The sequence below is a fragment of the Wolbachia endosymbiont of Wiebesia pumilae genome, from assembly GCF_017869285.1.
Lineage (GTDB): Bacteria > Pseudomonadota > Alphaproteobacteria > Rickettsiales > Anaplasmataceae > Wolbachia > Wolbachia pipientis.
Genome location: NZ_CP054557.1, coordinates 274,994 through 300,139 on the forward strand (window position 1 = coordinate 274,994; position 25,146 = coordinate 300,139).

The window sequence follows — 25,146 nt, forward strand, 5'->3', positions numbered from 1 at the left end:
TTGTTCCTTTATGCACTAATCTCTACATGCACGCTAAGAAGGGGCATACTGGTATCATACCTCACCACTTTTATAGTTCAGTATTGTTATGCTGCAACGACTTTGATTAATGTTTCTGGACGATGGCACATTGGTAAAGAATTTGACTGCGTATGTAAATCGGTCCCTCTATCAAATCTTCTTGGCTCTTGTTTTGCATATAACGGTTGCCCTAGTGTATTTACCGTCTCATTAAAGTCTGCTGGTGCAAAGTATGTCGTAAATGTGCTTGCTGTACCAAGTGGAAAACAGTGGCCCGTGTCTTTTTCTATAAATCTTCTCACATTACCTTCAGGGTCAGTTGCTTGTCCTCTATACTCCTCAAATGTTATTCCACAGAACGTAAATCCTGATCTCATATCGTTCCTTAGCGCTGCTCCTTCTTGCCATCTCTCATATGCTTCTTTTACTTTGGTATGAGAAGTTAAAGCATCAAAAAACTCAGGACTTACCAGCGCATGAATCCCAGTCATGTATTCACCACTTAAGTTGTCCTCAACATGACGCAATACTTCCAGACACTTACGCTTTACATCAGTGGTTGCTGTTCCCAGTGCAAAATTTACTACTTTTGGCGTAATTTCAAATTCGTTGTACAGATTTAACAATTCACTGCCATCTGCGTCCAGAATAATCCCTTTCAATGCTCCCATCCGCAAATGCTCTAACGTTATCGCGTGTTTGTTTCTCATCATCTGCAAATGATCCGTTATTACATCTGCCAATGCTTTCAGTTCATTCTCTGACCCAAATGCCCTTATCCCTTGCACTTCCTCTGGTAACACTACATCATCATGGGGAATATGTGGAATGGTAAAAGTTCTTACCTTTCTCTTTCCGCGCTTACCCACTGTTGCTGGTGCTCCTGGCACTTGCGTTGGTAATAAAGTTAAAACTCCTTGGTGTTCTTCTATCGTAATATGACGAAATCTTACTGACCTACTTGGAAATAAATTTAAATTCTCTGTTCGACCATAATTTATCGGCAATATGTTCATTGCATTTGTTAATGCTGTCATACTAAATGCCGGATTTGTAAATGGATTTTGCATGTTTTTCCCCTTGTTTTCCCTATGAATTTAAGTTGAGTTGAAGTTTAGACACCTTTGCGGATGATGATACCCCGTGCTTCAAGTTGCTTTATTGCTGCAGCTTTTTGCTCCTCAGTGATATTTCCTGGCCACACCACTGCATGATCAGCTAGTATTGCTATACGAGTAATGATTACTGCTTTGGTGGTTTCCGTTGCATTTACATCACTTGTTATTACACCTATCGCTGTTTGCGTTCCATCTGTCGCTGCTAAGTTTATAATTTTAATTAGATCATCTTTATCACGACCAACAACCGTACCAAGCTTTAGGTTTTGCCCCTTTGCTACTGTTATTTGGTCTCTTGAATATAGGCTTGATGCCTCATACTTTAATAGGTCACCAAGGTTATTTTGTTCAGTTATACAACTCATAAATGTTTCTCCTTAATTGTTTTACCGCCGCTTTTGTTAGTGTTATATACGGCGGTTATAAGATTTGTTTACCGCGGTGTTTAAAGTTGCTATACGTCGCGGTAAAAACTTTATAATTGGCTATTCTGGCGGACTTGTTTACCGCGGCATTTGTAATTGCTGGTACCTAAATTTCTCAAATGCCAGATTGCGCTCGAGTTCTTGCTACCTGCATCATTAAATCTTCTGATGAACTTTGTGGTATTGTGCTCAGTATCTCTGTCTTCTTCGTTCTCTCCGCCAGTATCGACATTAATATCTCTTGGGCTTGTTTTGCGTTTACATCCTGCTCAATAAATTCTCCTATCTTCTCTGGCATCTTTGACAAATTACACAATCTTATTACCTCTAATACTTCCTTGCGGCACCTCTCATAACCTATTCGTTTTGATTCTTCCATTAACTCATCAGCATCGATGGTGTGGCCCTTATAGTTAAATTCAGCTTTACTCATATTGTTTCTCCTATCTATAAATTCAGAATATGTTATCACTTCATCAGCAAGTCCAATCTCTATTGCTTTCTCACCAAAATATAGCCCTGCTTCCGTTGATTTGATTTTTTCCGTGGAAAGATTCCTATTTCTTGCTACAAGCTCGACAAACATCTCATATAGGCGGTCTACTTCATCTTGTAAGCTTTCCACACTTTCTGATGTTATCGGCTCATGCGGATTTAAATCGTTCTTTCGACTTCCAGCAAAAACAGTTGTATATTTTATCCCTTGCTTTTCATCAAATCCACTTTGATCAATGTGACTTGCTATTACTCCTATGCTTCCAACTCCCGATGTTCTGCTTACATACACCTTTTCAGCGCTAGAAGCTATAGCGTACGCAGCAGAGTAAGCATCATCATTTGCTATCGCCACAATCCTCTTTTTTGTCCTTGCTTCGTAAATAAAGTCCGAAAGGTCGAATAAACCGTTTACTTCTCCTCCGGGGCTGTCTATGTCCAAAATTATTGTTTCTACTTCTTCATCTATTAAAGCTTTTTCTATCTCTTCACGTATCTTCTCATACGATGTCATCCCCAAAATATCGTCAAAAGCCTCTGAATTCTTCGTCAAGATTCCATGTACTTTTATTCCCCTTTCATTATTTCTTACTGCATGTTTTATGTTTTTAAAAATCGACTGCTTTCCTGCTTGTAATGACAATAGATCAAAACTTCTTTGCTCCATCATTACCGGTCTGTTCAGCCACATTGCTTGTTGTTTCATGTCATTTCCGCAAAACTACTTTGTACATCAGAATCAAAACTTAAACCCAATTCACTCGCACGTCTTTGATCTTCAGCAATTTCCTGGTCTATTTCCTCTACATCATAACCAAGTTCTGAAACCACTTCTGACCTGCTCTTAAACCCATTCCTTACCGCCATTTGCTGTGCTTGCTGGTCTTTTAGCGGATCTACGTAAGCACACCCTTGCGGTATCCATTTTACCTCTTTTGCTGTTTCTTTTGCCCAATTTTCACCTATGTCCAGTTCTCCAGAGAGTAGTGCTAATTCTAGCCACCTATCCCATACTGGCCGGCAAAGCTGAAATACTACCACGTTATGCTGTAACATCGCGCACCTCCGGCGAAACTCTATTAATCCTGCTCGGATTGATGAATAATTGACACCACTTAGATCTCCTGTTAGCTGCTCATACGTTATTCCTATGCCTACTGCTATTGCTCTGAGCTGCTGTTTCATGAATGCTTCATAACTTCCTCCAACATCAGATGGTTCCGAGAACTTGATATCTTCTCCGGGATCAAGTAATTGCATAGTCCCAGGTTCTAAGCCTGACAGCGCTACTCCATGTTCATTACTCTCTCCTTCTCCCATGATGTTCGCTTCAGGATCAAGTCTCGTAATAAATCCCGCAAACATCGCTGCAGTCTTTTTTCTGACTAATTCCGCATCATCGTATTGATCAAGTTCATAGAGCTTTAACAGTACTGTAGAAAGCCACGGTACTCCTCGAATCTGCCCAGGTCTTAGTGGTCTGTAGATATGTAAAACATCATTTGCTGGTACTCTCACTGATTCGCCAAACGAGCCTTCACCTGGATGTTCTCTAAATAGGTAATACGCCTCTCTTTGCCCCAATCGGTTAAATTCAATGCCGTTTCTAATTACATTACCGTTGGCAAGGGTTTGATTGCTCTTATTGTCTAAATGCTCTGATTCAAGTACTTGCAGTTGCAACGGCACACAAAGACCATCTTCTCGTTTTCTTGTTCGGAGCCTTACAAAACATTCCCCTCCTTCTATCATACTTCTGCATACTAGAGCTTGTAACCCATAAAAATCACTTGCTCCGCTACTGTCTGCTTCATCTGTCCATCTCAGCCATAACTCTTGCACTTTTTTCCGAAACTCTGCATCTTTCGCCTTTGACTGCGGCTTTATTCCTGTCCCAACGCAATTACTCACTATCGTATCGATGATGTTTGCTGCATAGGAATTCTTTCTTACCATGTCACGAGAGCGGCTACGTAGGTGCTCAAGGCTCTGAGAAAGCAAATTGTTTATACTTCCTGACTCTGGTTGAAAGTGCAATAATCTTCTTCCTGAGCCTGACGCATCCCATGCTGAACCTTTAGGCTTTGGTGGTTTGCGGAATAATTGTTTAAATGATTTCAATAACATCACGATATCCAAAATCTTTTCAAATCTTCTAATGTGCCGTTGAATTTATTTCTATCACACGGTCCAATCCCTTTCACTAAATGCGGCTCTTCCCCACTTTTTCCGTCGGTATATTGCCATAAAGCCCACTCTTTCCATCCTCTTGGTAACTTAGGTCTACGTCTCCATCTTGCCACCCACAGTGGACATTTTGTTAAAATCGGCGTAGCGAAATCATTTATAAAGTAAGGACTTCCATAAATCAGTGGCAAACGACCTGTGACTCTATAAACCCTGTTAACGAAATCCTCTGCTTGTTTTGGCGTTATATTGTTTCCTCCGTTGTCTTCGATATCTAGGGCTAGCAACACTTTAGAACTCTCTCCGACTACTTCCAGAAAATGCTCAGCTTGGTCCTTTCCGTTTGCTCCTATGCCAAAATGATATGCACCCCAAAGCAGTCCTTTTTCTTCGGCAGCTTTCCTTCTTTCTGCATATTTAGGATCCACATACTCTAGCCCTTGCGTTGCTTTATGAATGATTCCTAATATTTCATCTTCTTTCGCTAACTTAAAATTTACACTTTGGCTCCAGTGGGAGAGATCTACAATTACATTTTTTATCATTTGGGGCTCTTATTTTGTTATTTGTGCAACAGGTTGCTGCACTATTTGAAATTTCAATGAGTTGTTGGAGAATTTTGGTCAATAGGCTGTTGACATTTTGTGCAAAAGGTTCCTGCAGATAATATTTTATCCCAGTCCACATCTTCAGCCCTAATCAACTCTGCGCCATCAATATCACGTTCATTAGCAATTTTTGACAGTTCTATATCTTCCTCTAATGCTTCCCTTACTAGACTTACTAAAACTTCTTCTGCAGTCTTGTTCTGCTATATCTTTGAGATATTTCGCTAATTCACCTTCAAAGCTCACGTTAACATTTAGTTGATTTTCAGCCATTTTATTTAACCCCTTTATCTGTTGAAATCACAATCCTGCGCTTCGGCTTTATACCTGCAACTTTCAGCTCAGCTTTGATTCGTTGTCTTAAGTCCAATAGATCTTTTATCTGAACTTCTCCATACCTAACCACATGGTCACCATATGCAATCGATACTACTCTTCCCCCGCTCTGTAGCTTCTTTATCGCTTCTTCTACTTGATCTAAATATTCTTGGCTATACATCAACTTTTCTCATTCAACCATTGACTTCTTCTCACTCTTTTTGACTTTTTAGTTTTTTCACCTACTAAACTCTCCCATTTACTCTCTGGCCAACGATCAATCCCCAGGGCAATAGATGCAGCTCTTGCGTAAACTCTGCAATCTAGTACTTCATTTCGGTCTCTTATCTTTTGCCACTCTTGTTTGGTATATCCTTTTACTACTTTGGTAATTAGTTGCTCTGCGGTTAGCTGCTTAAAATATTCAGGTGGATACTCTGGAAAATGACAATACCCCGGCGCCCCTTCTGTTAAAACATTAAGTAATTGGAAAAGCTCGGACTTCAATATCGATACCCCAACTGGCCACAGCTTCATTCCTCTCTTTAGCTTTTGTCCTCCAACTGTTACATCAACTCTACTTGGGCTGTTAAGCGGCACTAGCGCTTTGTTTGCCCCTTTTACTGCCATTACTCTTCCAGAGCCTTGATGACTTCTTACCCAATTGTATACCTCCTGCGTTGCATACCCAGCATCAACCGCCATCATGCTTATCATATATTCAAGACCATTTTCACCGATAAAATGATGATTCAAGAGCTCTGAAAGTTTTTCCCATACTTCTCCACTTCCAGTATCACCTTCTAATACCTGGTAGTCTATTGACCAACTCTCGCGACCCATACCCCATGCTACTACTTCTGCTTCTAAGCGGTCTTTTTGTACATCAACCCCTGCCGTTAACACTATTTTTCCACCTTTTGGCACCATGCCTATCGGAAAATTTTCTCGACGCTCAAATAGTTGCTTCCAGTCTGGTACTTCTCCTTTGTCTACCCAGGTTTCTCCCAGCGTGGTGTTGATCCAAACTTTTAGTAATTGTTCATTACTATGCAGATAATCTTCTACTGCTTGTTTCCAACTATACCAGCCAACTGGGCTATACAAGCTCGATAGATGAAACCCTATTTTTCCCCCTTCTTTTGCCTCTTTTTTTCCCTCTTTCCCTGTAGCTCTCCATTCTCCACGGGCTAGCATCTCTGTTTTCTGATGATTTTTTATTTCTCCCCTACACTCTATGCAAACGTAGTGCGCTGTTGCTGGATTCTTTTCTTCCCACTTTATTTGTGGCCATTTCAGCACCTGATAGTAATTACAATGCGGACAAGGAACAAAAAAGTAACGTTTGTCTGAACTCTCAAATTCTTTTTCTATTCTGCTTATTCCATGAATCGTCGGTGTTGAAACTAAAAAGATTTTTCGCCGCGTAAATGTATTAGTTCGGGCTATGCTGAGTAAAACTGGATCTCCTTCTCCTCCTGAATCTCCTGGATATGCATCTACTTCATCTAAAAAAAGATATTTTACCGGCATAGAGCGCAGACCCACTGGACTATTGGCACCTGTTACTACTACCGTTCCTCCCGGAAACTCTTTGCTCTGCACAGTATTGCCTGAATCTCTCGACCTTGGATCTTTTATTTTACTCCTTAAACATGGCGTATCTTCAATGAGCGGCGCAAATCTTCCCTTTGACCAACGCTTGCCCATTTCTACTGTTGGCTGTACTACTAGCATTCGTCCCGGTGTTTGGTCGATAATATAGCCGATCCAGTTATTCCCAGCTTCTGTTCCGCCAATTTGTGCTCCTTTCATGAATACCACTTTTTCAGCCGGTGAAGACGAGGAAAGTGAATCCATTATTTCTCTAAGGTAGGGTGTTCTCTCTGTTCTCCATTTTCCTGGTTCTGATGATGCTATCGTTGAAAGTTGACGATTTCTATCTGCCCACTCTGATACTTTTAGCGGTAGATCTGGCCTTAATCCTGCATAGAAACTACTACTATAGATCATTTGCTGCAATTGTTGTACTTTTAAGGGAAAATGGTATTTTTTGTCTGCACGCTGATGCCTTACTTAAAATCAGTATTGCAACTAATATGTTTATTAAACCTATCAAGTGCTTCCTTAGTATCATTGAAATGTATTTTCCACTAACTCTTCCAACGCAGTTCTGATTTCCTCAGTTAATGTTTCATGGATCTTCTCTGTGTCATTTATCGATGCTAGTAACGCTGAAACCCTATCTGGAATGTTAAGCAAATTATTACGGACAACTCTCGCAACATTAAATGCTTCAGTCTTTACTTCTTCTACTGAGATAAGTTCACCAATCTCAGCTTTTGCTTTTGCCTCGAGCAGTTTTCCCCGCTCCATCTCGTTTTTAATTCGGGTTTTAAGCAACATCGTGGAAAGATCATTATTTCCTCTTTTTTCCCCTTCTTCTCCACCTTTTCTCCTCAGTGGTTGACTTGGATCTCTAATTGCTTCTATTGCTCTATTTGCTTGTTCTCGGTCAATTAATCCATCTTTCAGCTCAACTATTCCTTTCTTCACTAAATAACAGACGTATTGCTTTGAAACTCCCAGTTCTCTTGCCCATTCTGTCTGCGTTACTTTCGCCCCTCCTCCTTCCACTTTTTTCTCCCTTCTTTTACTGTTTTTCTTCTTGAATTTGCGCAAAAGTCTTGCCTGAGCTGGATAGAATAGCTTCTCTGCCTGTGTATACCTGCCAACGTTTTATGGTCACATCTACAAACGTAGGATCTAGCTCTATCGTTCTACAGATTCTTCCTGTCCTCTCACATGCAATCAATGTACTTCCAGAACCACTAAATGGATCAAGAACTATATCCCCTGGTCTACTGCTGTTTACTATCGCTCTTTCCATTAACTCCACTGGTTTCATCGTTGGGTGCAGTGAGTTGTATGTTGGCTTGTCGTGAAACCAGAGATCACTTTGATTACGTCCCCCATGCCACTCACGTTTATTGCCATTTTTCCAACCGTAGAGTATTGTTTCGTATTGTCTTTGATAATCAGATCTTCCTAGCGTAAAATGATTCTTTGCCCAAATTATAAATGTCGACCAACGACCACCTGCTTCTTCAAATACCTTTTGCAGCGTTGCCAGCTCGGATGATGATGCACAGATGTAAATTGCACCTTTGGTGTACGCTAAAACGTGAGAACAAATGTCATACAGGAAAAGTTCGTATTTTTCACCTTGATCATCGTTTAGTATTTTTTTGCCTTCTCTTTCCTGACTGTCACCATATGCTACGTTATACGGAGGGTCACACACGGTAATATCTGCCATTTTATCGTCTAATACCGCTTTAAATGATTCAACCAGACAACTATCACCACAGTAGATTCGATGACCACCTAAAATCCACAGATCCCCTGGTTTTGTTATTTTTACCTTACCGGCTAAGTCGGAAAAATCTTCTTTTTCACTGTTTTCTCCATCTAAATCATCAAGAAAACGTTGAACCTTTTCCAGCTCAAATCCAGTCATTTTTAGGTCAAACTGCAAATCTTCTAACTCTTGAATTTCCAACTTCAAAAGATCATCGTCCCACTTTGCCCAGTTAGCTGATTGATTTGCTAGTAACCGAAAAGCTTTGGTTTGGGCTTCACTTAAGTTATCACTGAGGACTACTGGAATACTCTCCATACCCAGTTTTCTTGCTGCTTTGAGGCGTAAATGACCATCAACCACAGTGCCATCGCTTTTTGCAACTATTGGAATACGAAACCCAAATTCCCGAATAGAGGCGCACATTCTGTTTACTACATCGTCATTCTTGCGAGGGTTGCGCTCATATTCGACAAGATTTTCAATAGGATAGTAGTGTGTTGCTAAGTTCATATTAGTGTATTAAATTGCTATGTTTAAATTCTTAACAAAAAGTTAATAATCAAAATACGTCTGACGCTAGAGAGGACCCGTGGTTTCGCTCCCAAATCAGCCTAGCTGGCGGGAAGGACCCACTTTCTATTGGATGTTTAGCATATTAAAATCTTTACTAAAATTATTAACATAGAACATCAATGCCAAAGCATCGGCTTCATTATCATCTTGAGGAATAAACCCTTTTCCCTTTACAGCTTCAATAACTTCACTTTTACTTGCATTGCCCTTACCGGTGATAAAGCGTTTTATCGTCTTGACAGGTACACCTTGATAAGGTATATTGTTTTCCTCGCACCAAGCTGTTAAATGAGCTAGAAAGCCTCCGTAGCAATGAGCAGCATCAGTTCCAAGGTGTCTTCTTACTTCTTCAAAATACACTGCTTCAATATCTGAAAATCTTTCCCTCATCTCATTGAGCCACCTACGAAAATTTAAGAAGTGCATGCCACCTGGCTTTGTTGCATCGCTAGCTATGATGGATTAAAGATAAAAAAGATAGGGAATATCAGTAGCTTATTATTCTGGTATTTATAACAAGAACGGTCAGTGAATACCTAAATTTGAGTAAAAGAAATTTCACTACCACTCACTAATCTGGCTAAAATTCAAGAATTTCAATGCTTTAGCTATTTTCAATAGAATTAAATTTATTAATATAAATAACAAATTACTATTCTTAAATTTGATCAGATTGATTGCAAAAAAACAAGATTTTCAATAGGTTGCTTATAATCCTAACTATAGTTAGCCTTTCATAAGTAGCGATGCAACAAAGCCATTCCACCTCCGCTGAAACGATTACCATGAAAACTTTCACTCCCACTTTGAATTACTCCATCTGTAAGAATAGCCCAGCCGGTTTGTTTGCCGAGGTCGAGTGTGAGGATTGACATTTGCTATTATTTAAAACTATAAGTAGCGCTAAATATCGTCTGGTTCCTTCAAAATACGCTATGAATGGGTTTTTGTTGGCCAATGACAAGAATCTTATGCTACCTACCTTAGTTAGGACTTGCTATTATATATATTCACCGATTTTACAAAAACTGTTCACTTTTTTTTAATTTTTCTTTGCAAAGCGTAAAAAACGTGCTAAACTCACCTGTGAGTTTGCTATACAGTAATAGAATTGCTAAGAATGCCATTTATTCGAGTTCTAAGGGGTGTTATATGCGTTCTTTGGTAATAGTAGTATTTGTACCCTAAAGTTGCATCTAGCCTTAAAACAAAGTTTTTACCTCATCTAAAAAAATACAAATTCTCAATTACGTAACTTACCAAAAGCCTAAATTTCTTTTGCTTCCTTCAATCTTTTCTACTCTGTTTATTTGCCGACTTTTGTGTTTGAAGCACATCTACACTCAATGCCCCTATACTCCGGATTTCTCACCACTTTTTCCGGGATTTTCTGAAAAAAAGTTAAAATAATTTGAATGCAGCTCAGAAATTAAAGAGAGCCTAAACTTTAAGAACCCGCTAAACGGAAGTCCGACCTCCTAGACACCTTACTATTTGAGTTGTTTCCATTTTGGAAATAACTGTTTACTGGAGCTGAGAAGAGGTCACATGAATTTTTGATAAAACAGATATTCCCCTCTATCCAGCTCATTAATAAGTTATAATAGCCCTCTAAAGACGTTTTAAAGAATTTAGTTGCAGTAGAGACAATTAATTGGTTAAATTCCTATTGATGATCAATGGTTTGTTTGTAAGTTATAGGAGATAGATAATGGATGAGAATAAGATTGTATTTTATACTACTCCAGGTGGAAATATAGAAATTGAAGTTTTATGCAGAGATGAAAATCTTTGGCTTACGCAAAAAAGGATGGCTGAATTATTTGATGTACAACTGCCAGCTATTAGTAAGCATATCAAGAACATATTTGAATCTGGTGAATTACAGGAAAAAGAAGTTGTTTCCACTTTTGAGGTAACCGCTGCAGACGGTAAAAATTACCCAACACAACTTTACAATTTAGATACAATTATAGCTGTTGGTTATCGAGTTAATTCTAAAAAAGCAACATTATTCAGAGTATGGGCTACAAAAGTTTTGAAGGATTTTATTATCAAAGGATTTGCTTTAGATAGTGAACGACTAAAAAACGGGAAAAAGTTTGGCAAAGACTACTTCAATGAATTACTTGAAAAAATCAGGGAAATACGAGCATCCGAACGTAGATTTTACCAGAAGATTACCGACATTTATGCCGAATGTTCTGCAGATTACGATCCAAATTCAGAAATAACAAAACAATTTTACGCAAAAGTACAAAACAAATTATATTGGGCAATTTATGGTTTAACTGCAGCAGAGTTGATATGTTCTCGGGTTGATCACAAAAAACCACATATGGGGCTAACTACATGGAAAGATGGTCCAGGTAAAAAAATTCACAAGAGTGATGTAAGTATTGCGAAAAATTACTTAACTGAAGAAGAACTAAGTGAACTAAACCACATTGTTTCGATGTATCTAGATTATGCAGAACTTCAAGCAAAAAAGAATCGGCTGATGAAAATGCAAGACTGGGCTGAAAAATTGGATGCATTTCTATTGTTCAATGATTATGAAGTACTTAAAGATGCCGGTAAAGTTAGTGCTGAAGTTGCAAAAGCCCTGGCTGAAGGAGAATACGAAAAGTACAGAGTTATACAGGACAAATTACATGAATCTGATTTTGATGAATTAATTAAAGCAAGTAAAGAAAGTGAGAAAATAACTATCTAACTACAACAAAAACCAGCTTGTAGTTGAGTTATCTGTGTTTGACATCTTGTTTACCACCTTTTGTTTTAATTTTAAGGGGGGTGAAAAATTGTGTGCGCCAAGAAGTGCGTAAGGAACAGTTGGTGAAAATCCAACACGGGTAAAGCTTAGCCGGCAACCTGGAACAAACCATTATGCTGCGTAAGGTAACGAGCGTAGTAAAGCTAATGGAATGGACAACATAGGGTGCAACGAAAGTGAAGGTATTGAGTCCCGTAATTCACGCGTCATGGGGGCTGACACTTTACATTTGGTGGAAGGCAACATGGGTAATAACGCTAAGGCAAGATATTACTCACCTCATCGGGATCGAAGGCCGCGTCATGTGTTGAGATGGACCTTACGTGAACTTGGGAGATCCTTTGTATTCCTGTAAGGGTACTCTGGAACAAGTCAATAAAGGCGAGGACTGGAGGAAGATGCAAAGGAAGTCGGACTAACTGATAGTACTCGGAGTGTGGGAAAGCCACATACAAGGGGAAGCGGTTAGCAATATAGTGACTGGTATAGGGATTGCTATACCAATACAACAGAGATTGGAGGTGTATGGTCCCAGAGTGTGATGGTGTGGATTTAGTATAAATAATTCTGGAGACTGTGTCCACTGATAACATATAAATTCATAAGGAGTAAGACCCTTAAGAGTTTTGAGTCTCTTTGCATAATTATAAGCCATAACAAAGTTATAAAGGTGTTCTTTAAGTTGCTGGTGCGATTGATAGTAATACTTCTTAACTGTAGCATCCTTTAAAGTTTTATTCATACGCTCGACTTGCCCATTCGTCCAAGGATGGCTAACTTTTGTCAAACGATGTTCAATAACATTCCCTTCGCAAACTCTATCAAATATATGTTGGAAAGCATACTTATGACGCTTCTGGTTTGTAAATTGTATACCGTTATCTGTCAAAATAGTATGGATTTTATACGGTAAAATTCTAATCAAATTACGTAAGAACTCAGCAGCTATGGGTTTTGTAGCACTGTTACGCAACTCAACATAGGTAAATTTGGATGTCCTATCAATAGCAACAAACAAATGTAATTTGCCCTCCTCAGTTCTAACTTCAGCAATATCAATATGAAAGTAACCGATAGGATATTGTTTGAATTTCTTTTTTGACTTAACTTCTCCATCAACAGTTGGTAATCTGCTAATGTTGTGTCTTTGTAAACAACGATGCAAGCTAGAGCGAGTCAAATGCGGAATTGTAGACTGCAGAGCGTAAAGGCAATCATCTAGTGGCAGTAGTGTATACTTGCGAAATGTAACTATTATAGCTTCCTCTTCTAGCGTTAAAACAGTCGATCTTGGACGCTTTGGACCCATATCAGCATCTTTCGTAAATGAACGTTTTCTCCACTTAATAATAGTTTTTGGATTAAGGTTATAATGCTTGGAGAGTTTTGCTATGCTCTCTTTTCTATTTTGTATTGCTCTACGAATCGTCTGTGTTGTTTTGGCGCACCCATGCAATATTTGTCCCATAACTCCTCCTTTGATGGTATTTTTTTCTCATATTTTATCATACCATCACACTCTGGGACTGTACACTTAGAGGTTGTCCGGAAACTAGTAAATTCAAGCATATTCCCTCTTTAACATAACCCTACTCATAGCTAGGTATATGAAATTCTCAGTGGATGTTGTGAGTAAATCATACTCCTTCGATAGCCTTCTATTCCTATTAACCCAAGCAAAAGTCCTTTCTACAACCCATCTTCTTGGCTGTACTTTAAACCCTTGTTCTCTTGTTGGTAGTAGCTCAGGTGGCGTATCTTTGTGCACCCAAAATCTACATGGAGGCCTTTTAACAATTTCAATATCTATGTCATATTCTTCCTTTATGTGATTCTTTAAATTTCTTCCTTGGTATCCCATGTCAGCCCACATTTTTTTAACTTTAGTATATTTTGTTCTCATATTGTTTAATGCTATTTTAATACCATCTCTATCATTTTCGTTAGCAGCGCCTACGTAACAACCTAGTATAAAACCCTGAGTGTCTGTAATTATATGCCTTTTTCTACCCTTTACTTTTTTACTTCCATCATAGCCTTTGATCCCCCCTTTTCTGTAGTCTTTACAGATTGACTATCTACTATACAGGCACTCGGCTGCTCATTCCTTCCTATTTTTCTTCTACTATATTTTGTAATTTCATAATTCATTTTCTCAAAAATTCCCTGCTTCTTCCATTGCCTGAACTGCTCATACACAGTCTTCCATAGCGGAAAATCATTTGGTAAATACCGCCATTGACACCCTGTACGCAATACATAGAAAATTGCTTCTAATATTTCTTTTTTGCTATACTTTGGCGGCCTTCCTCCTTTCTTGTATGATACTCTGAAGTGTTTTTCTATTCTTGCCCATTCCCTTTCGCTTAGATCTGTTGGATACTTTTTTCTCATCTTTACCCCGTACTAAAATTTCAGATATTATAGCCTTTTACTTGTTTCCGGACAACCTCTTATTAAGTATGTCTAATATAGCAAAGATTAATGTAGATACAATAAAAATAAGAATTTTAGGATTAAAGTCTTCACTATAAGCTTTGGTAGTAATAGCAATACCAACAAAGCCAATAACAGTTACTGACCATCTTTGCCAAATTATATTTTCATTTAGTAAAGGGATTGCAAGAAGTATAACAAATAATGGTATAGAAAAACTTATAATTGTTGCAGTTACTATGGGAAAAATAGCTAACCCATAGGTCCACAAGGTTATTCCAACAAATAACAATACTCCTCTAGTTATCTGAATAGATATTTGACTTGTTTTAAAAGCTTCTCTTCCATAGTAAAGCATAAAAGGTACAAGGGTAATAGTGCTAAATAAAAAGCGGAAAAAGATTACTTCAAAACTTTGGAGATGTAAACTTAGATATTTTGATATAGTATCATTAGCTACACTACTAAATAAACTAAGTATAAACCAGATAACTCCAAGTAAATAAGCTCTTAGTCTGTAATCCACAAAACTCCTAATTTAATATACAAACTTCCATGATGTGCTCATATAACTTCGCTGCAAAAAAGGTTGATAGCATACAGGCTCTCTTCTACTTACTGTTCTAACCATATTCACAAATTTTTGCTAAAAGTAGCATTAGAAGTATTATACAAGATATGTCTTTAATTGCATAATTTTAATAGATTTAGAATAGAGATTATCTGAGCAGGGAGTTACTGACTGATTTTTTTGTAATATAAGATAAGAATGATAGACATTCAATCACAACTAAAAGTAGCATTAGCTGAGATGGATAATATAACACCAAAAAACATCAAGTGCTTACAGCAAGAGGCAAATGCGATGATAGAGGACCACCAGGAAGTAATAGATAGATTCTGCAATATTGAACTATAAACGATGCCAAGCAAACTAAAGAAATAAAGCAAAGAAAGGTTTAAAAAACATAGTTTCGCCCAAAAAACATACTAAGGGGCAAGAAGCTAAAATTTCAAACGATAAGCCAAAACCGCTACATGAGCAACCTCTAAAGTTGATGGCACTAGAACAGAAGACCTCTAAAGTAGAAAATGTCAAAAAAAATAAAAAAGGAATAAAAGAAAAAATAAAAAGCTTAAAAACAAAACCCGTAGAAAAAGAGCTGAAAAGAGGCAAAGTGTTCAAAAAAGGCTTCAAAAAGCTAAAAGGGAAAATAAAAAAATTAAACCCAATAAAGGTTAAGAAAAATAAGATAATCGGGAGCAAGAAGTTAGCATTTTTACTAACATCTGCTACAATTGTGGCAATTTTACCAACATTCAGTCTAGCTCCTCTTCCAGCCTTAGCCATAACTTCTGCATGTGTTTTCAGTATTAACTTTATCGCAGTCAAGACACTAAAGAAATTTATTAAACAACGTAAATTAGCGGCAAAATCCGAAGCTGAGCCAAAAAAGCTAGAAGAGGTATCTGTTGAACAAGCGAAAGAAGAATCTAAGCAAATTTTCAGAGATGGCAAATAGATTTACTAAGTATATAACTACTTTTACTTATATCTTAATATACTATTTCTGAGTACCCCTGTTTTTAATCCAGAATTCAAGTCAAGTTTATATCAGAAAGGCCTTCATACTTGTTACTTCATTTTTGGACACTCACCCAACTCATCAGCAGTTAGGCCAGTTGTTTGCAAGATAATATTAATAGCAACACCTGCCTTAACTAGATCTTTTGCAATCTTGATTTTCTCTGCTTTTTTAACCTTTTTCTTAACAACCTTCATACTTTTAGACAGAGTTTCAACTAATGCGCTCAATCTACTCCATGATTCTTGATTTTCAGTCTTGTTGTGTCCACTTATTTCTACTTCATTACTCTCATCTTTTTTTATTTCAGGCAGTAAAACCCTTACTTTCACTGATAATGCCTTTGCTATTTCATATAATATGTCAAGTGGAATGGCAATGTACCCTCGCTCATAGCCGTGTACTTCCTGAGGTGTTACACCAATTTTATTTGCTAAATCTTCTTGAGTGTATCCACGTATTAACTGTAGAATTTCTATTCTCTGTCCTACTTTATAGTCTATAGAATCTATACGGACTTCCTTCTCTGTATTATCATATTTGCAAGTAGATAAGCCTGTTGCTTGCAAGATAATACTAATAGATATGTCCTCTTTAACTAGATTATCTGATACTTCCTCTATTGCTTCTTTTCTGCTGCTTTCTTTGTAACCCTTGGCAAATTCAACCAATGAGTAGATTGCCTTGCGTAATTCCTGATTCTCAATTTTTTCATACATTCTCACCAGGCTTAATATTTTTTCTGCCTCACCTTCAAAATAACAATCTTCATTTAGTACTTTTGGTTCAGGAAGTAGATCTGCAGTATTAACTGATAATGCTTTCGCTATTTTATATAATGTTTCAATTGAGATAGGATTGTACCCTTGTTCATATTTGTGTATTTCCTGATATGTTACACCGATTTCATCTGCTAAGTCTATCTGAGTATATCTTTGTATTAACCTACAAATTTCCACTTCTTGCCCTACTTTATAATCAATAGAGTCTATATACTCTGGGTTATAGTAGCCTTTAATAGTCGGTTTTCTTATAGAAACAAACATACCTCCTACTTTTTTCACCATAAATCTCTCATATAGTAGCTTGCGAGGCAATGTCAATAGAAATGCCTAGTCTAAGTAGATTCTTTGCAATTTCGATTTTTTCTGTCTTTTTAACATTTTCTTCGATAATCTGCATACCTTCAGATAAAGATTTGATCAGTACATAAAATCCGTTGCGTAACTCTTGATCCTCAATTTCCTTGTATTCCTTTATTAAACCGTTCAGTTCATCTTTTGCCACAACTTCTTCTATTTGCCCTAACAGTAAAACTGCAATGTTAACTGATAATGCCTCTGCTATCTTGTATAATCTTTCAAGTGGGACAGTTATATGTCCTTGTTCATAGTCATATATTTTCTTGGGTGTTACACCAATTTTATTTGCTAAATCCTCTTGAGTATATTTTCTCATCAGCCTTAGTTTTTTTATCCTTTGTCCCATCCTGTAGTCTACAGAAGTAGTTTTTTCCTCTGCATTACTATATTCTTCAGTCGGTAAGCCCGTTGCTTGGAAAATTATTTCAACAGAAACTCCTGCTTTAACTAGATTTTTTGCTACTTCTATTCTTGCCACTTTTCTACTATTTTCCTTGCTAGCTTGTGCAGATTTGATCAACGAATAAACTACATTACGTAATTCTTGATTCTCAATTTTTTCATACCTTTCTATTAAATCTAATATCTCTTTCCCCTCATTCTCAAGATAACTTTCTTCATTTGATATTGTATGTTCAGGAATAAGATCCATAATGCTAACTGATAACGCCTCTGCGATGCTATATAACCTTTTGATTGAAATTTTACGCTTTCCTTTTTCGTAATGGAGTATTACCCAGTATCTTACACCGATTTTTTCCGCTAAATCTTTCTGAGTATACTCCTTGGCTAACCTACAACTTCTTACTTTTTGTCCTACTTCGTAATCTAAGGGGGTGGTCACTTTCCTTCACAAAAAAATATACTATTACAGGATTTTTTGTTATAGCTCAACTTTGCTGTGAATTTAAAAGTTGTCTACTTCAACTTAGTTGAAAATTTACACCACAATTTTACGAATAGGTGGAGAGAAAAACCCTCCAATTGGTCTAACGTGCCCTAAAGGTTTCCTGACTACCTCCATGTATCCTATCTGTCCATAAAGACGAAGACAATGCTTCACTAACTGCCTCTCTTTCTTCTATGTCCTTATTTTCACCCAAGATGCCACGCCCCGGGAAATTTCCTCTCTTTACCGCCTCTTCAACTGTCATTCCACCAAAGAGGCAATCTTTCCCTACTACTTCTCCTCTTCTTTGTAGCTCATCCCACATTTCCCTATCTGCTACTCTCACTTGTACTTGACCGTAATTTTTTGCATCGTGGTATACTACAACTCCTAGCCCACCAATGCTTGTAGGAAATGTTATCTCAAAGGTGCCTGACACACCTATATAGTCTCTTTTACCTCCTTTCTCGCTTTCGACTTCTATTGTGCTATCGCCCATTTTTATGATACTACTTCTGTTTAAGCCCTCTAGTACTTTTGCCACCTCTACTGTGCTACCCTCAGAAAATTCCGTAATACATGTTTTGTTGTCTATCTCTACACCTATTACGTTTCCTTCTCGAACAGCATTTTCACCAATTTTTCTCTGTTCCCCAAGTTGCTTATCTATCTGTGGCTGAACCTCTGGTTGAAGTTCTTTATAAATTTCATCTACCAGTTTATTCTGCAACAGATTGTCATGAAACTCTGCTCCTCTCAGTATTAATTTACTCATTATCTTTTTCTGATCACCTTTTTTGAACTTGTGAAAATGCATACCCAGTATTACATACTCAGCAAAGCTCCATTCTCCTTCATGACATGCATTTATTCTTATGCCAGCAGATAGAGCTTGATCCACAACCTTATGCATCTCTTTTGGGCTGCCTGCTTTTACCACTGCACTTTTAAACCAGCTCAACTTTTTATTTTCGCTTGCACTTGGCTTTATTTTTTGCAATAAGACAAATGGATTTGCTTGATCACCCAAAGGTTTTGTGCCATAAATACGATCAAGTCCTTTCTCAAAGTTGATTACGAGATCTCTAGGGGAAGGCATCGCTCCTCCAGGCTTCTTAGCCTTATTAATTTTGCTCACAAAGTTAGACTGTTGTATATCAGTACAACTTATGCCTTCAAGATCACTTAATATTTCGTCCGGTAATTTGCTAAGATCAATGTTGAACTTACGAGTATTACCAACTACTGTAATTTTTTTATTAGTCATATAGCCTCCTATATTAAACATATTATCTAAGTCTACAGCGCAATTTGTTACTTTATTATTAACCCAATATGCTCTTTTCCAGGAATTATAAAACATAAATCCTTGATTTGCAAATACTTTTATATATTTATATTTCAACAAAAATAAAAAACATAAATACAATTTTGGATCAGAAAAGCTTTTTAGGTTCAAATTACTGCTTAAAACTTGAAAAGAAAAGTTCGAGCACAGTCATAACAATCCTTTTTCCTTGAAACTAAAATAGTTGTTGCCTGCAACAATAATGTGATCTGCTAACTTTATACCTATGGTTGCACAAGCTGAAGCTAAGTTTTTAGTCATAGCTTTATCACGTTCTGATGGCTTTACAGTTCCGCCAGGTTGGTTATGAGATATTATAATTGATGTTGCTCTTGCAAGTACTGCTTTTCTTGTTATTTCTGTTATATAAAAAGGTATATGATCAACTGTACCAGTATAAGTCTCTTTTCCTACTAAACGATACCCTTTATTCAAATACATTACTTTGAGATTTTCTCTTTCTGAGTAACCAATACTCGTACTTAAATATTTTGCGAGCTTTTCCCAATCGTCTATTACCGGTTCTTCCTTGAACTCTTCGGTTGGTGCCCTCTCTAAAGTTTCCTTAACACACGAAATTATCGCTGTTGTATCATCAGTCACCCCTTCTACCATTTTCAGATCATCCATCTCTTGGCTGAAGATCTTACTTATTCCAGAATACTTGTCTGTTAACCTTCTAGCAATAGCTTGGGCTTGGGTCTTACCATGCACTACACTTAGAAATATTGCTACTATTTCATGATTAAGTAAAGCCTTTCCTCCCCCGCTTTGTCGTATTCTCTCTATTTCTTCTCTAAATTCATTTTTATCTTTACTTTTATTATTATTCATAAGATATACCTCCTATTAGCTACTAATTTTTTTTAATTATTTACTACTGTTTTCTTGGTAGTATTGGCATAAAGCCATAGGTTTCGGGCGAAGTCAAATCAATTTTTCAATTTTTTTTTTGTTTATTTTTTATGTAAAATGCAGAAGATATTTCTTAAGTTGTGTTTTTAAAAAAGTAGCTCAGTTGCCCCAGTTGTTCGTAAAACAATATCGATAGAAATTCCTAATCTACGTAGATTCTTTGCAATTTCGGCTTTTTCCGCCTTCTTGACCTTTCCTTCGATAATCTCCATACCTTCAGATAAAGATTTGATTAGTACATAAAATCCGTTGCGTAACTCTTGATCCTCAATTTCCCTGTATTTCTCTATTAAACCACTGCTTGCTTCACTATGTTGCCTTGTAAGTAGATCTTTAATGCTGACTGATAACGCCTTTGCTATTTCATATAACTTTTCAAGTGGAACAGCAATATTTCCTTGTTCATAGTCGCTTATTTTTTGACGCGTTGTACTAATTTTTTTTGCCAAGTCTTCCTGAGTGTATTTTCGCATTATCCTTAGCTTTTTTATCCTTTGTCCCATCCTATAGTCTGCAGAATCAGTTTTTTCTTCTACATTACTATATTCTTCAGTTGATAAGCCCGTTGCTTGGAAAATTATTTCAACAGAAACTCCTGCTTTAATTAGATTCTTTGCCACCTCTATTCTTGCCACTTTTCTACTATTTTCCTTGCTAGCTTGTGCAGATGTAATTAATGAATAAACTACATTACGTAATTCTTGATTCTCAATTTTCTCATACTTTTCTACTAGATCTAATATCTCTTTCCCCTCATTCTCGAGATAACTTTCTTCATTTGATATTGTGTGTTCAGGAATAAGATCTATAATGCTAACTGATAGTGCTTCTGCGATGCTATATAACCTTCTGATTGAAATTTTACGCTTTCCTTTTTCGTAATGGAGTATTACCCAGTATTTTACCCCGATTTTCTCCGCTAAATCCTTTTGAGTATATCTCTTCGTTAGCCTACAACTTCTTACTTTCTGTCCTACTTTGTAGTCTAAAAAATTAGGGTTATCAGCAGTCACTCTTTATCTATAAAAACAAATATTTATATTCTATACTGACTCCTTAATAACCAGAAGAACTATCTCAATAAAGATCATTTCAACAAGCTTAATCTATCTTCTTTCAAACAATTTCTCTATATCACTCAGTTTCATTTCTATATAAGTTGGCCTTCCATGGTCAGAATGTGGCGTTTCTTCCATTTGCCTTAGCAACTCATTCATTTCTTCTAACCTCATTTTCCTGCCTGCTCTAATTGATCCATGACAAGCGATAGTTGCCAATATTTTGTTCACTTTATCTTCTACTGGCAATGTATCTTCTTTTTGTCCATGCTAACAGGATATAGATTTAACATAAAATTTGCTACTGAAATGTTGACATTAAGTTTCAAGATCTTTATCATGTAAAGGTGTGGGAAACCTGTTCTCACGATGTTAGGTAAATCGTATTTGAGTTTTTACGCTCGTATTTTTATTAGGCTCCCACACCAAAAAGCGTATCTTTGATGTCTCCTACAGCTCCAAATTTATGACATCCATCTCCTGGGCTTATAAGGTGCTTTACAGCAGGGTTGATAAAAGATGTACAAAAGGACGTCTAAAGTAGAGGATGCTATTCTAAGATGATCTCTGACAGCCGTTTTTTTATCAACGCATTCAAAACTTAAAAAAATAAAAAACTTGAACATTTCTTCAGAATTGTGTATAATTATTAATGCTTTTTAGGTTGATTTCTTATGACTTTTTCTAAGTTTCTTGATCCCAAAAATGATGTATCGTTTAAGCGTATCTTCGGTACTGAAAAAAATAAAGATATCCTTATTCACTTCCTCAATGATATTCTTGGCTTTACTGGTAAAAATGAAATAAAGGATATAGAGTTTTTAAGTACTATTCAAGACCCTGATATCGCCGCTAAAAAGCAAAGTATTGTTGATGTTCTCTGTAGAGATTCTACAGGTGCTCAATACATTTGCGAGATGCAGGTCGCTAAAACTAAAGGCTTTGAAAAACGTGCCCAATACTATGCAGCTAAAGCTTATTCAAGACAAGCTGATAAGGGCGATCAATACCATAACCTTAAGGAAATTATCTTTATTGCTATAGCAGATTGTGTGCTGTTTCCTAATAAATCTGAGTACAAATCAAAGCATACTATTCGAGATGAAGACACTAATGAGCATGATCTAAAAGATTTCTATTTTATATTTATTGAGTTGCCAAAATTTCCAAAGAACAAGGAAGATCAGTTGGAAAATATAGTTGAAAAATGGGTTTATTTTTTTCGATATGCAGATGAGACTAGTGAAGAAGAGCTGGAAAAAATAATAGGTAGTGATGTAATAATTAAAAAGGCCTATGAAGAACTAAATAGATTTAACTGGTCAGAAAAAGAATTTATTGCCTATGAACAGGAAATAAAACGTATTCTTGATGAACAGGCTGTCCTCGCTCAAAAACTTGATGATGCTACTGAAAAAGGTAGAGAAGAAGGTAGACAAGAAGGCATCCTAATCGGCGAAGAAAAAGGTGAAATGAAAGCTAAAATAGCAGTGGCTAAAAACCTACTTAAAGCTGGCGTATCTGTCGACTTAATAGCTGAATCTACTGGCCTTTCTCAAGCTGAAATAGAGCAACTTCAGGAAGAATCAGCTAACAGATCTTCGTAGCTGCTTGTCTGCTGTTGGATCATTTAAATAAGTTTGAGGTTCATTGCCTACTTTTTCTGGTAACTGACTCTTTGATCGACTAGCGCTAGTAAGAGAAACAGCAGCAAGTATGCAATTAATTGTTCCTTTAGCCAACTCTAATAAAGATTGTTTTGGCCTGCGTGTTTGCTCTGCTTCTTCAATTTCACGTTTTGAACCCATGAAAGGAATTGCTTTGGTTGCTTGTATTATCTCTTTCACATTCTCGCTATCTTTTAAGTGATCAAGATATTCTCTAGCTGTCATACTAACTTCTCTTTTATCTAGGTGATCTTGGAATTTTTCGCTACTTAAATTCATTTCAGCATTAATAAGTAATGGTACACTACCTTCTACGTTAATTTTGGTTCCAAAGTCATATAACTGCACTCTAGATAATTCTTGACCATTAATCTTAATGAGACCAAGCTCATCATCTTGCTCTGCCAGAAGCTGGTGTTCTGTTTTGATTTCTTTTGCTAAAATTTGCCTATCTTTATCGGATAATTGGCTGTTGGCTTTATCAACATCAAAGTGTTCAACAAGAAAACCTTTTTCTCCTACTTTATAGCCAGCAGATTCTACTGCTTTCTCTACAATTTTCATAAGCTGATCAACATTTTTTAACTCAGAAACAAACACTACATTGCTATCAAAATAAGCATAATTATCACCAATTCTGTAAATAGCAACAACATGATTGCTTGTAACCAGATGGATGGCAAAATCGCCTTCAATTTCAGCTATATGATTTGATAAATCACTGAACGCTTTACGGTCTTTTTTGGTGTTAAGAATTAAGCTTGAAGGTATACTACTTGTAGCAGAATCTAGTTGCCTTTCAAAATTAGAAAGCAATTTACTAAAAGCAAAAACTTCTCTTTCTTCCCTCTTAGATATTTGCTTACCCTGCGCTATACGTTCATAAATTTCAGATGAAGCTTTTAAGTTACTTAAAAATGACTCATTACTCTGTGAAAATAAAGCTTGGGATAAGCTGCGTGTAATTGATACACACTTACCATCAATCTTAACTACACGTTTCTCAAATGGAGGCAAATAAAGCCCTTGTTTTACTGGTGCAATGGATGCATTTGGAAAGTTATGGGATACAAATCGCGAAAACACTTCTTGTTGTTCTCTATTAAAGTGCAATGACTGTAATTGCTCAACACTCAAAATGGAGCTATGCCTAGCAATTCCCATTATAAAATCTTCTGTTGTTGAAATAAGAGAACCTGCATCTCTAGCCTTTTCATCAAAAACAACTCCCACAAAAGCTACTGTATTACCGTCTGTAAGTGTTTTACATGTGACGCACTCTTTATACATTTCTATCTGCTTAACTGCCTCTTGCTTTAATCTCTGAACTGTCACATTTTTCCTTGGTCCTTTAATCTCTAACCCTACTGGAGCATACTCTTTAGCACTGCCAGCTTGGTCTGCAAACTTAATACCATGAACTAGCATATCAATACGTTTTCCTCTCCCTGTCTGAAACTCTGTTAATATTAATGCTCTATCTTCTTCTTGCGGCTCTCCTAGCCTTATGTCACTATAGTGGCTAAATGTTCCATTGAGTACAGCTTGTGTGTGTGCTTCTTTTTCTATTAAAACTTTAAAAGGCAGTACCGCCTCACCTAATTTTTTAAATAATCCCTTATATTTGTCTATTGATTGAGATGAAGATTGATCTTGTGAAGAAGCAAGCTGAGACTCTAGAGCTTCATCAAATACCTCTTTTAACCTATCAGGATAAGGGATATTCTCAAAATCACCTTGAAACTTATCAGGCATTCCACTGGTGTACTGTGCTAGAGGAATAGGTGCTCTAATCTCCATACTAAAATATTCTTCAAATTTTTCCTTTTGTTTATTAACGTTAAAGTTAAGGTTTAGTTCAACCACTCTTCTATCTCCTATCTCTTGCCTGAGTTTATCAAGAGGAATCCCCTTGTTTATCACATTATCTCTTCCATCTGTTTCAACAATATTCATTACACAAACTGATTTTTGAGCAGATTTTGAAACTAAGACTATTGTTACAACTCCGTGACTCTGATCCAACCTAGATGGTTGACCGGCACCTTGCCCTTTACTTTTCTGATCTTTAAGACGTTGAGATTGAGGTTCAGATTGAGCTTCTGTGGGTATATTTTCTCCATAAATAAAAACGTGCTTTTTAAAATTGCTTTCTAAGATGTACAGTCCCAGAGTGTGATGGTATGATAAAATATGAGAAAAAAATACCATCAAAGGAGG

The 25,146-nt window shown here is 36.9% G+C and carries 23 protein-coding genes and 3 pseudogenes; 4 read left to right on the forward strand and 22 right to left on the reverse strand.

Going from position 1 to position 25,146, the window contains the following annotated elements; all coding sequences use genetic code 11:
- Positions 1–86: 86 nt before the first annotated feature.
- The 11 genes and pseudogenes from HUB92_RS01370 to HUB92_RS01420 form a co-directional block, all read right to left on the reverse strand.
- A complete protein-coding gene (locus HUB92_RS01370) occupies positions 87–1,091 on the reverse strand; it encodes a major capsid protein (protein ID WP_209473012.1) in 1,005 nt (334 codons plus the stop codon).
- Between the two features lie 44 nt (positions 1,092–1,135).
- Positions 1,136–1,504, reverse strand: coding sequence for a head decoration protein (locus HUB92_RS01375; RefSeq protein ID WP_209473014.1), 369 nt, complete (start codon positions 1,502–1,504; stop codon positions 1,136–1,138).
- Between the two features lie 175 nt (positions 1,505–1,679).
- Positions 1,680–2,765 carry a S49 family peptidase gene (locus tag HUB92_RS01380; RefSeq protein WP_209473016.1) on the reverse strand — a complete coding sequence of 362 codons (1,086 nt, stop codon included), beginning with the start codon at positions 2,763–2,765 and terminating at the stop codon, positions 1,680–1,682.
- Positions 2,762–4,186, reverse strand: a complete 1,425-nt coding sequence (locus HUB92_RS01385; protein WP_209473339.1) for a phage portal protein — start codon at positions 4,184–4,186, stop codon at positions 2,762–2,764. The genes HUB92_RS01380 and HUB92_RS01385 overlap by 4 nt, the downstream gene beginning before the upstream one ends.
- Positions 4,186–4,791: a glycoside hydrolase family 25 protein gene (locus HUB92_RS01390; RefSeq protein WP_209473018.1), complete on the reverse strand. Its 606-nt coding sequence runs from the start codon at positions 4,789–4,791 to the stop codon at positions 4,186–4,188. Before HUB92_RS01390 ends, HUB92_RS01385 begins: the two co-directional genes overlap by 1 nt.
- Before the next feature lie 183 nt (positions 4,792–4,974).
- Positions 4,975–5,127, reverse strand: coding sequence for a hypothetical protein (locus tag HUB92_RS06705; RefSeq protein ID WP_244663091.1), 153 nt, complete (start codon positions 5,125–5,127; stop codon positions 4,975–4,977).
- Position 5,128: 1 nt separating this feature from the next.
- On the reverse strand, positions 5,129–5,353 hold the full coding sequence (locus HUB92_RS01400) for a gpW family head-tail joining protein (RefSeq protein WP_209473341.1): 225 nt from the start codon (positions 5,351–5,353) through the stop codon (positions 5,129–5,131).
- Positions 5,353–7,185, reverse strand: a complete 1,833-nt coding sequence (locus HUB92_RS01405) for a phage terminase large subunit family protein (RefSeq protein WP_209473020.1) — start codon at positions 7,183–7,185, stop codon at positions 5,353–5,355. Before HUB92_RS01405 ends, HUB92_RS01400 begins: the two co-directional genes overlap by 1 nt.
- A 120-nt stretch (positions 7,186–7,305) precedes the next feature.
- Complete coding sequence (locus HUB92_RS01410; protein ID WP_209473021.1) at positions 7,306–7,809, reverse strand: hypothetical protein; 504 nt, start codon at positions 7,807–7,809, stop codon at positions 7,306–7,308.
- 16 nt (positions 7,810–7,825) lie between these two features.
- Positions 7,826–9,046: a DNA modification methylase gene (locus HUB92_RS01415; protein ID WP_209473023.1), complete on the reverse strand. Its 1,221-nt coding sequence runs from the start codon at positions 9,044–9,046 to the stop codon at positions 7,826–7,828.
- Positions 9,047–9,172: 126 nt separating this feature from the next.
- Positions 9,173–9,541: pseudogene (locus HUB92_RS01420) on the reverse strand (crossover junction endodeoxyribonuclease RuvC); the annotation flags it as partial.
- Positions 9,542–10,820: 1,279 nt separating this feature from the next.
- On the opposite strand from HUB92_RS01420, the gene HUB92_RS01425 reads away from it, so the two are divergent.
- Positions 10,821–11,825, forward strand: coding sequence for a virulence RhuM family protein (locus tag HUB92_RS01425; protein ID WP_010962468.1), 1,005 nt, complete (start codon positions 10,821–10,823; stop codon positions 11,823–11,825).
- A 583-nt stretch (positions 11,826–12,408) separates the two neighbouring features.
- Here HUB92_RS01425 and HUB92_RS01430 read toward each other — a convergent pair.
- From HUB92_RS01430 to HUB92_RS01445, 4 genes and pseudogenes are all read right to left on the reverse strand, one after another.
- Positions 12,409–13,353 (reverse strand): annotated as a pseudogene (locus tag HUB92_RS01430) (IS481 family transposase); the annotation flags it as partial.
- Positions 13,275–13,454 (reverse strand): hypothetical protein, encoded by a 180-nt coding sequence (locus HUB92_RS01435; RefSeq protein WP_209473027.1) that lies wholly within the window; start codon positions 13,452–13,454, stop codon positions 13,275–13,277. The pseudogene HUB92_RS01430 and the gene HUB92_RS01435, both read right to left, overlap by 79 nt.
- A protein-coding gene (locus HUB92_RS01440; protein ID WP_209472412.1) for an IS5-like element ISWpi1 family transposase occupies positions 13,447–14,279 on the reverse strand; the annotation gives its coding sequence in 2 pieces (ribosomal slippage) (positions 13,447–13,910 and positions 13,910–14,279; 834 coding nt in all). Before HUB92_RS01440 ends, HUB92_RS01435 begins: the two co-directional genes overlap by 8 nt.
- 37 nt (positions 14,280–14,316) lie before the next feature.
- Entirely contained in the window at positions 14,317–14,847 is a 531-nt protein-coding gene (locus HUB92_RS01445; RefSeq protein ID WP_244663092.1) for a DMT family transporter, read from the reverse strand.
- A gap of 243 nt (positions 14,848–15,090) precedes the next feature.
- Between HUB92_RS01445 and HUB92_RS01450 the strand changes: the two genes are divergently transcribed.
- Positions 15,091–15,240 carry a hypothetical protein gene (locus tag HUB92_RS01450; protein WP_405197731.1) on the forward strand — a complete coding sequence of 50 codons (150 nt, stop codon included), beginning with the start codon at positions 15,091–15,093 and terminating at the stop codon, positions 15,238–15,240.
- 139 nt (positions 15,241–15,379) lie between these two features.
- Positions 15,380–15,844: a hypothetical protein gene (locus HUB92_RS01455; RefSeq protein WP_209473029.1), complete on the forward strand. Its 465-nt coding sequence runs from the start codon at positions 15,380–15,382 to the stop codon at positions 15,842–15,844.
- 113 nt (positions 15,845–15,957) lie between these two features.
- On the opposite strand, the gene wmk (HUB92_RS01460) is transcribed toward HUB92_RS01455, so the two are convergent.
- The 6 genes and pseudogenes from wmk (HUB92_RS01460) to HUB92_RS01485 all read right to left on the reverse strand — a co-directional run.
- The gene (wmk, locus tag HUB92_RS01460; protein ID WP_209473031.1) at positions 15,958–16,953 is read right to left on the reverse strand and encodes a WO male-killing family protein Wmk; all 996 of its coding nucleotides are present in this window, start codon (positions 16,951–16,953) and stop codon (positions 15,958–15,960) included.
- Positions 16,954–16,981: 28 nt separating this feature from the next.
- Positions 16,982–17,893 carry a WO male-killing family protein Wmk gene (gene wmk / locus HUB92_RS01465; RefSeq protein WP_209473033.1) on the reverse strand — a complete coding sequence of 304 codons (912 nt, stop codon included), beginning with the start codon at positions 17,891–17,893 and terminating at the stop codon, positions 16,982–16,984.
- 145 nt (positions 17,894–18,038) lie between these two features.
- Positions 18,039–19,205: a hypothetical protein gene (locus HUB92_RS01470; RefSeq protein ID WP_209473035.1), complete on the reverse strand. Its 1,167-nt coding sequence runs from the start codon at positions 19,203–19,205 to the stop codon at positions 18,039–18,041.
- 231 nt (positions 19,206–19,436) lie between these two features.
- Positions 19,437–20,120, reverse strand: coding sequence for a JAB domain-containing protein (locus tag HUB92_RS01475; protein ID WP_209473037.1), 684 nt, complete (start codon positions 20,118–20,120; stop codon positions 19,437–19,439).
- Positions 20,121–20,287: 167 nt separating this feature from the next.
- Positions 20,288–21,214: a WO male-killing family protein Wmk gene (wmk, locus tag HUB92_RS01480; protein ID WP_209473039.1), complete on the reverse strand. Its 927-nt coding sequence runs from the start codon at positions 21,212–21,214 to the stop codon at positions 20,288–20,290.
- Between the two features lie 93 nt (positions 21,215–21,307).
- Positions 21,308–21,517 (reverse strand): annotated as a pseudogene (locus tag HUB92_RS01485) (DNA mismatch repair endonuclease MutL); the annotation flags it as partial.
- A 416-nt stretch (positions 21,518–21,933) separates the two neighbouring features.
- Here HUB92_RS01485 and HUB92_RS01490 point away from each other — a divergent pair.
- Complete coding sequence (locus tag HUB92_RS01490) at positions 21,934–22,866, forward strand: Rpn family recombination-promoting nuclease/putative transposase (RefSeq protein WP_209473041.1); 933 nt, start codon at positions 21,934–21,936, stop codon at positions 22,864–22,866.
- On the opposite strand, the gene HUB92_RS01495 is transcribed toward HUB92_RS01490, so the two are convergent.
- Entirely contained in the window at positions 22,846–25,140 is a 2,295-nt protein-coding gene (locus HUB92_RS01495; RefSeq protein ID WP_209473043.1) for a hypothetical protein, read from the reverse strand. The two genes, HUB92_RS01490 and HUB92_RS01495, sit on opposite strands and share 21 nt — an antisense overlap.
- Positions 25,141–25,146 lie beyond the last annotated feature (6 nt).

Excerpts from the sequence above, each read along its gene's own strand:
- HUB92_RS01370 (WP_209473012.1), bottom strand. The coding sequence starts at position 1,091 with ATGCAAAATCCATTTACAAATCCGGCATTTAGTATGACAGCATTAACA.
- HUB92_RS01375 (WP_209473014.1), bottom strand. The coding sequence starts at position 1,504 with ATGAGTTGTATAACTGAACAAAATAACCTTGGTGACCTATTAAAGTAT.
- HUB92_RS01380 (WP_209473016.1), bottom strand. The coding sequence starts at position 2,765 with ATGAAACAACAAGCAATGTGGCTGAACAGACCGGTAATGATGGAGCAA.
- HUB92_RS01385 (WP_209473339.1), bottom strand. The coding sequence starts at position 4,186 with ATGTTATTGAAATCATTTAAACAATTATTCCGCAAACCACCAAAGCCT.
- HUB92_RS01390 (WP_209473018.1), bottom strand. The coding sequence starts at position 4,791 with ATGATAAAAAATGTAATTGTAGATCTCTCCCACTGGAGCCAAAGTGTA.
- HUB92_RS06705 (WP_244663091.1), bottom strand. The coding sequence starts at position 5,127 with ATGGCTGAAAATCAACTAAATGTTAACGTGAGCTTTGAAGGTGAATTA.
- HUB92_RS01400 (WP_209473341.1), bottom strand. The coding sequence starts at position 5,353 with ATGTATAGCCAAGAATATTTAGATCAAGTAGAAGAAGCGATAAAGAAG.
- HUB92_RS01405 (WP_209473020.1), bottom strand. The coding sequence starts at position 7,185 with ATGATCTATAGTAGTAGTTTCTATGCAGGATTAAGGCCAGATCTACCG.
- HUB92_RS01415 (WP_209473023.1), bottom strand. The coding sequence starts at position 9,046 with ATGAACTTAGCAACACACTACTATCCTATTGAAAATCTTGTCGAATAT.
- HUB92_RS01425 (WP_010962468.1), top strand. The coding sequence starts at position 10,821 with ATGGATGAGAATAAGATTGTATTTTATACTACTCCAGGTGGAAATATA.
- HUB92_RS01435 (WP_209473027.1), bottom strand. The coding sequence starts at position 13,454 with ATGCTTGAATTTACTAGTTTCCGGACAACCTCTAAGTGTACAGTCCCA.
- HUB92_RS01450 (WP_405197731.1), top strand. The coding sequence starts at position 15,091 with ATGATAGACATTCAATCACAACTAAAAGTAGCATTAGCTGAGATGGAT.
- HUB92_RS01455 (WP_209473029.1), top strand. The coding sequence starts at position 15,380 with ATGGCACTAGAACAGAAGACCTCTAAAGTAGAAAATGTCAAAAAAAAT.
- wmk (WP_209473031.1), bottom strand. The coding sequence starts at position 16,953 with ATGTTTGTTTCTATAAGAAAACCGACTATTAAAGGCTACTATAACCCA.
- HUB92_RS01470 (WP_209473035.1), bottom strand. The coding sequence starts at position 19,205 with ATGACTAATAAAAAAATTACAGTAGTTGGTAATACTCGTAAGTTCAAC.
- HUB92_RS01475 (WP_209473037.1), bottom strand. The coding sequence starts at position 20,120 with ATGAATAATAATAAAAGTAAAGATAAAAATGAATTTAGAGAAGAAATA.
- HUB92_RS01490 (WP_209473041.1), top strand. The coding sequence starts at position 21,934 with ATGACTTTTTCTAAGTTTCTTGATCCCAAAAATGATGTATCGTTTAAG.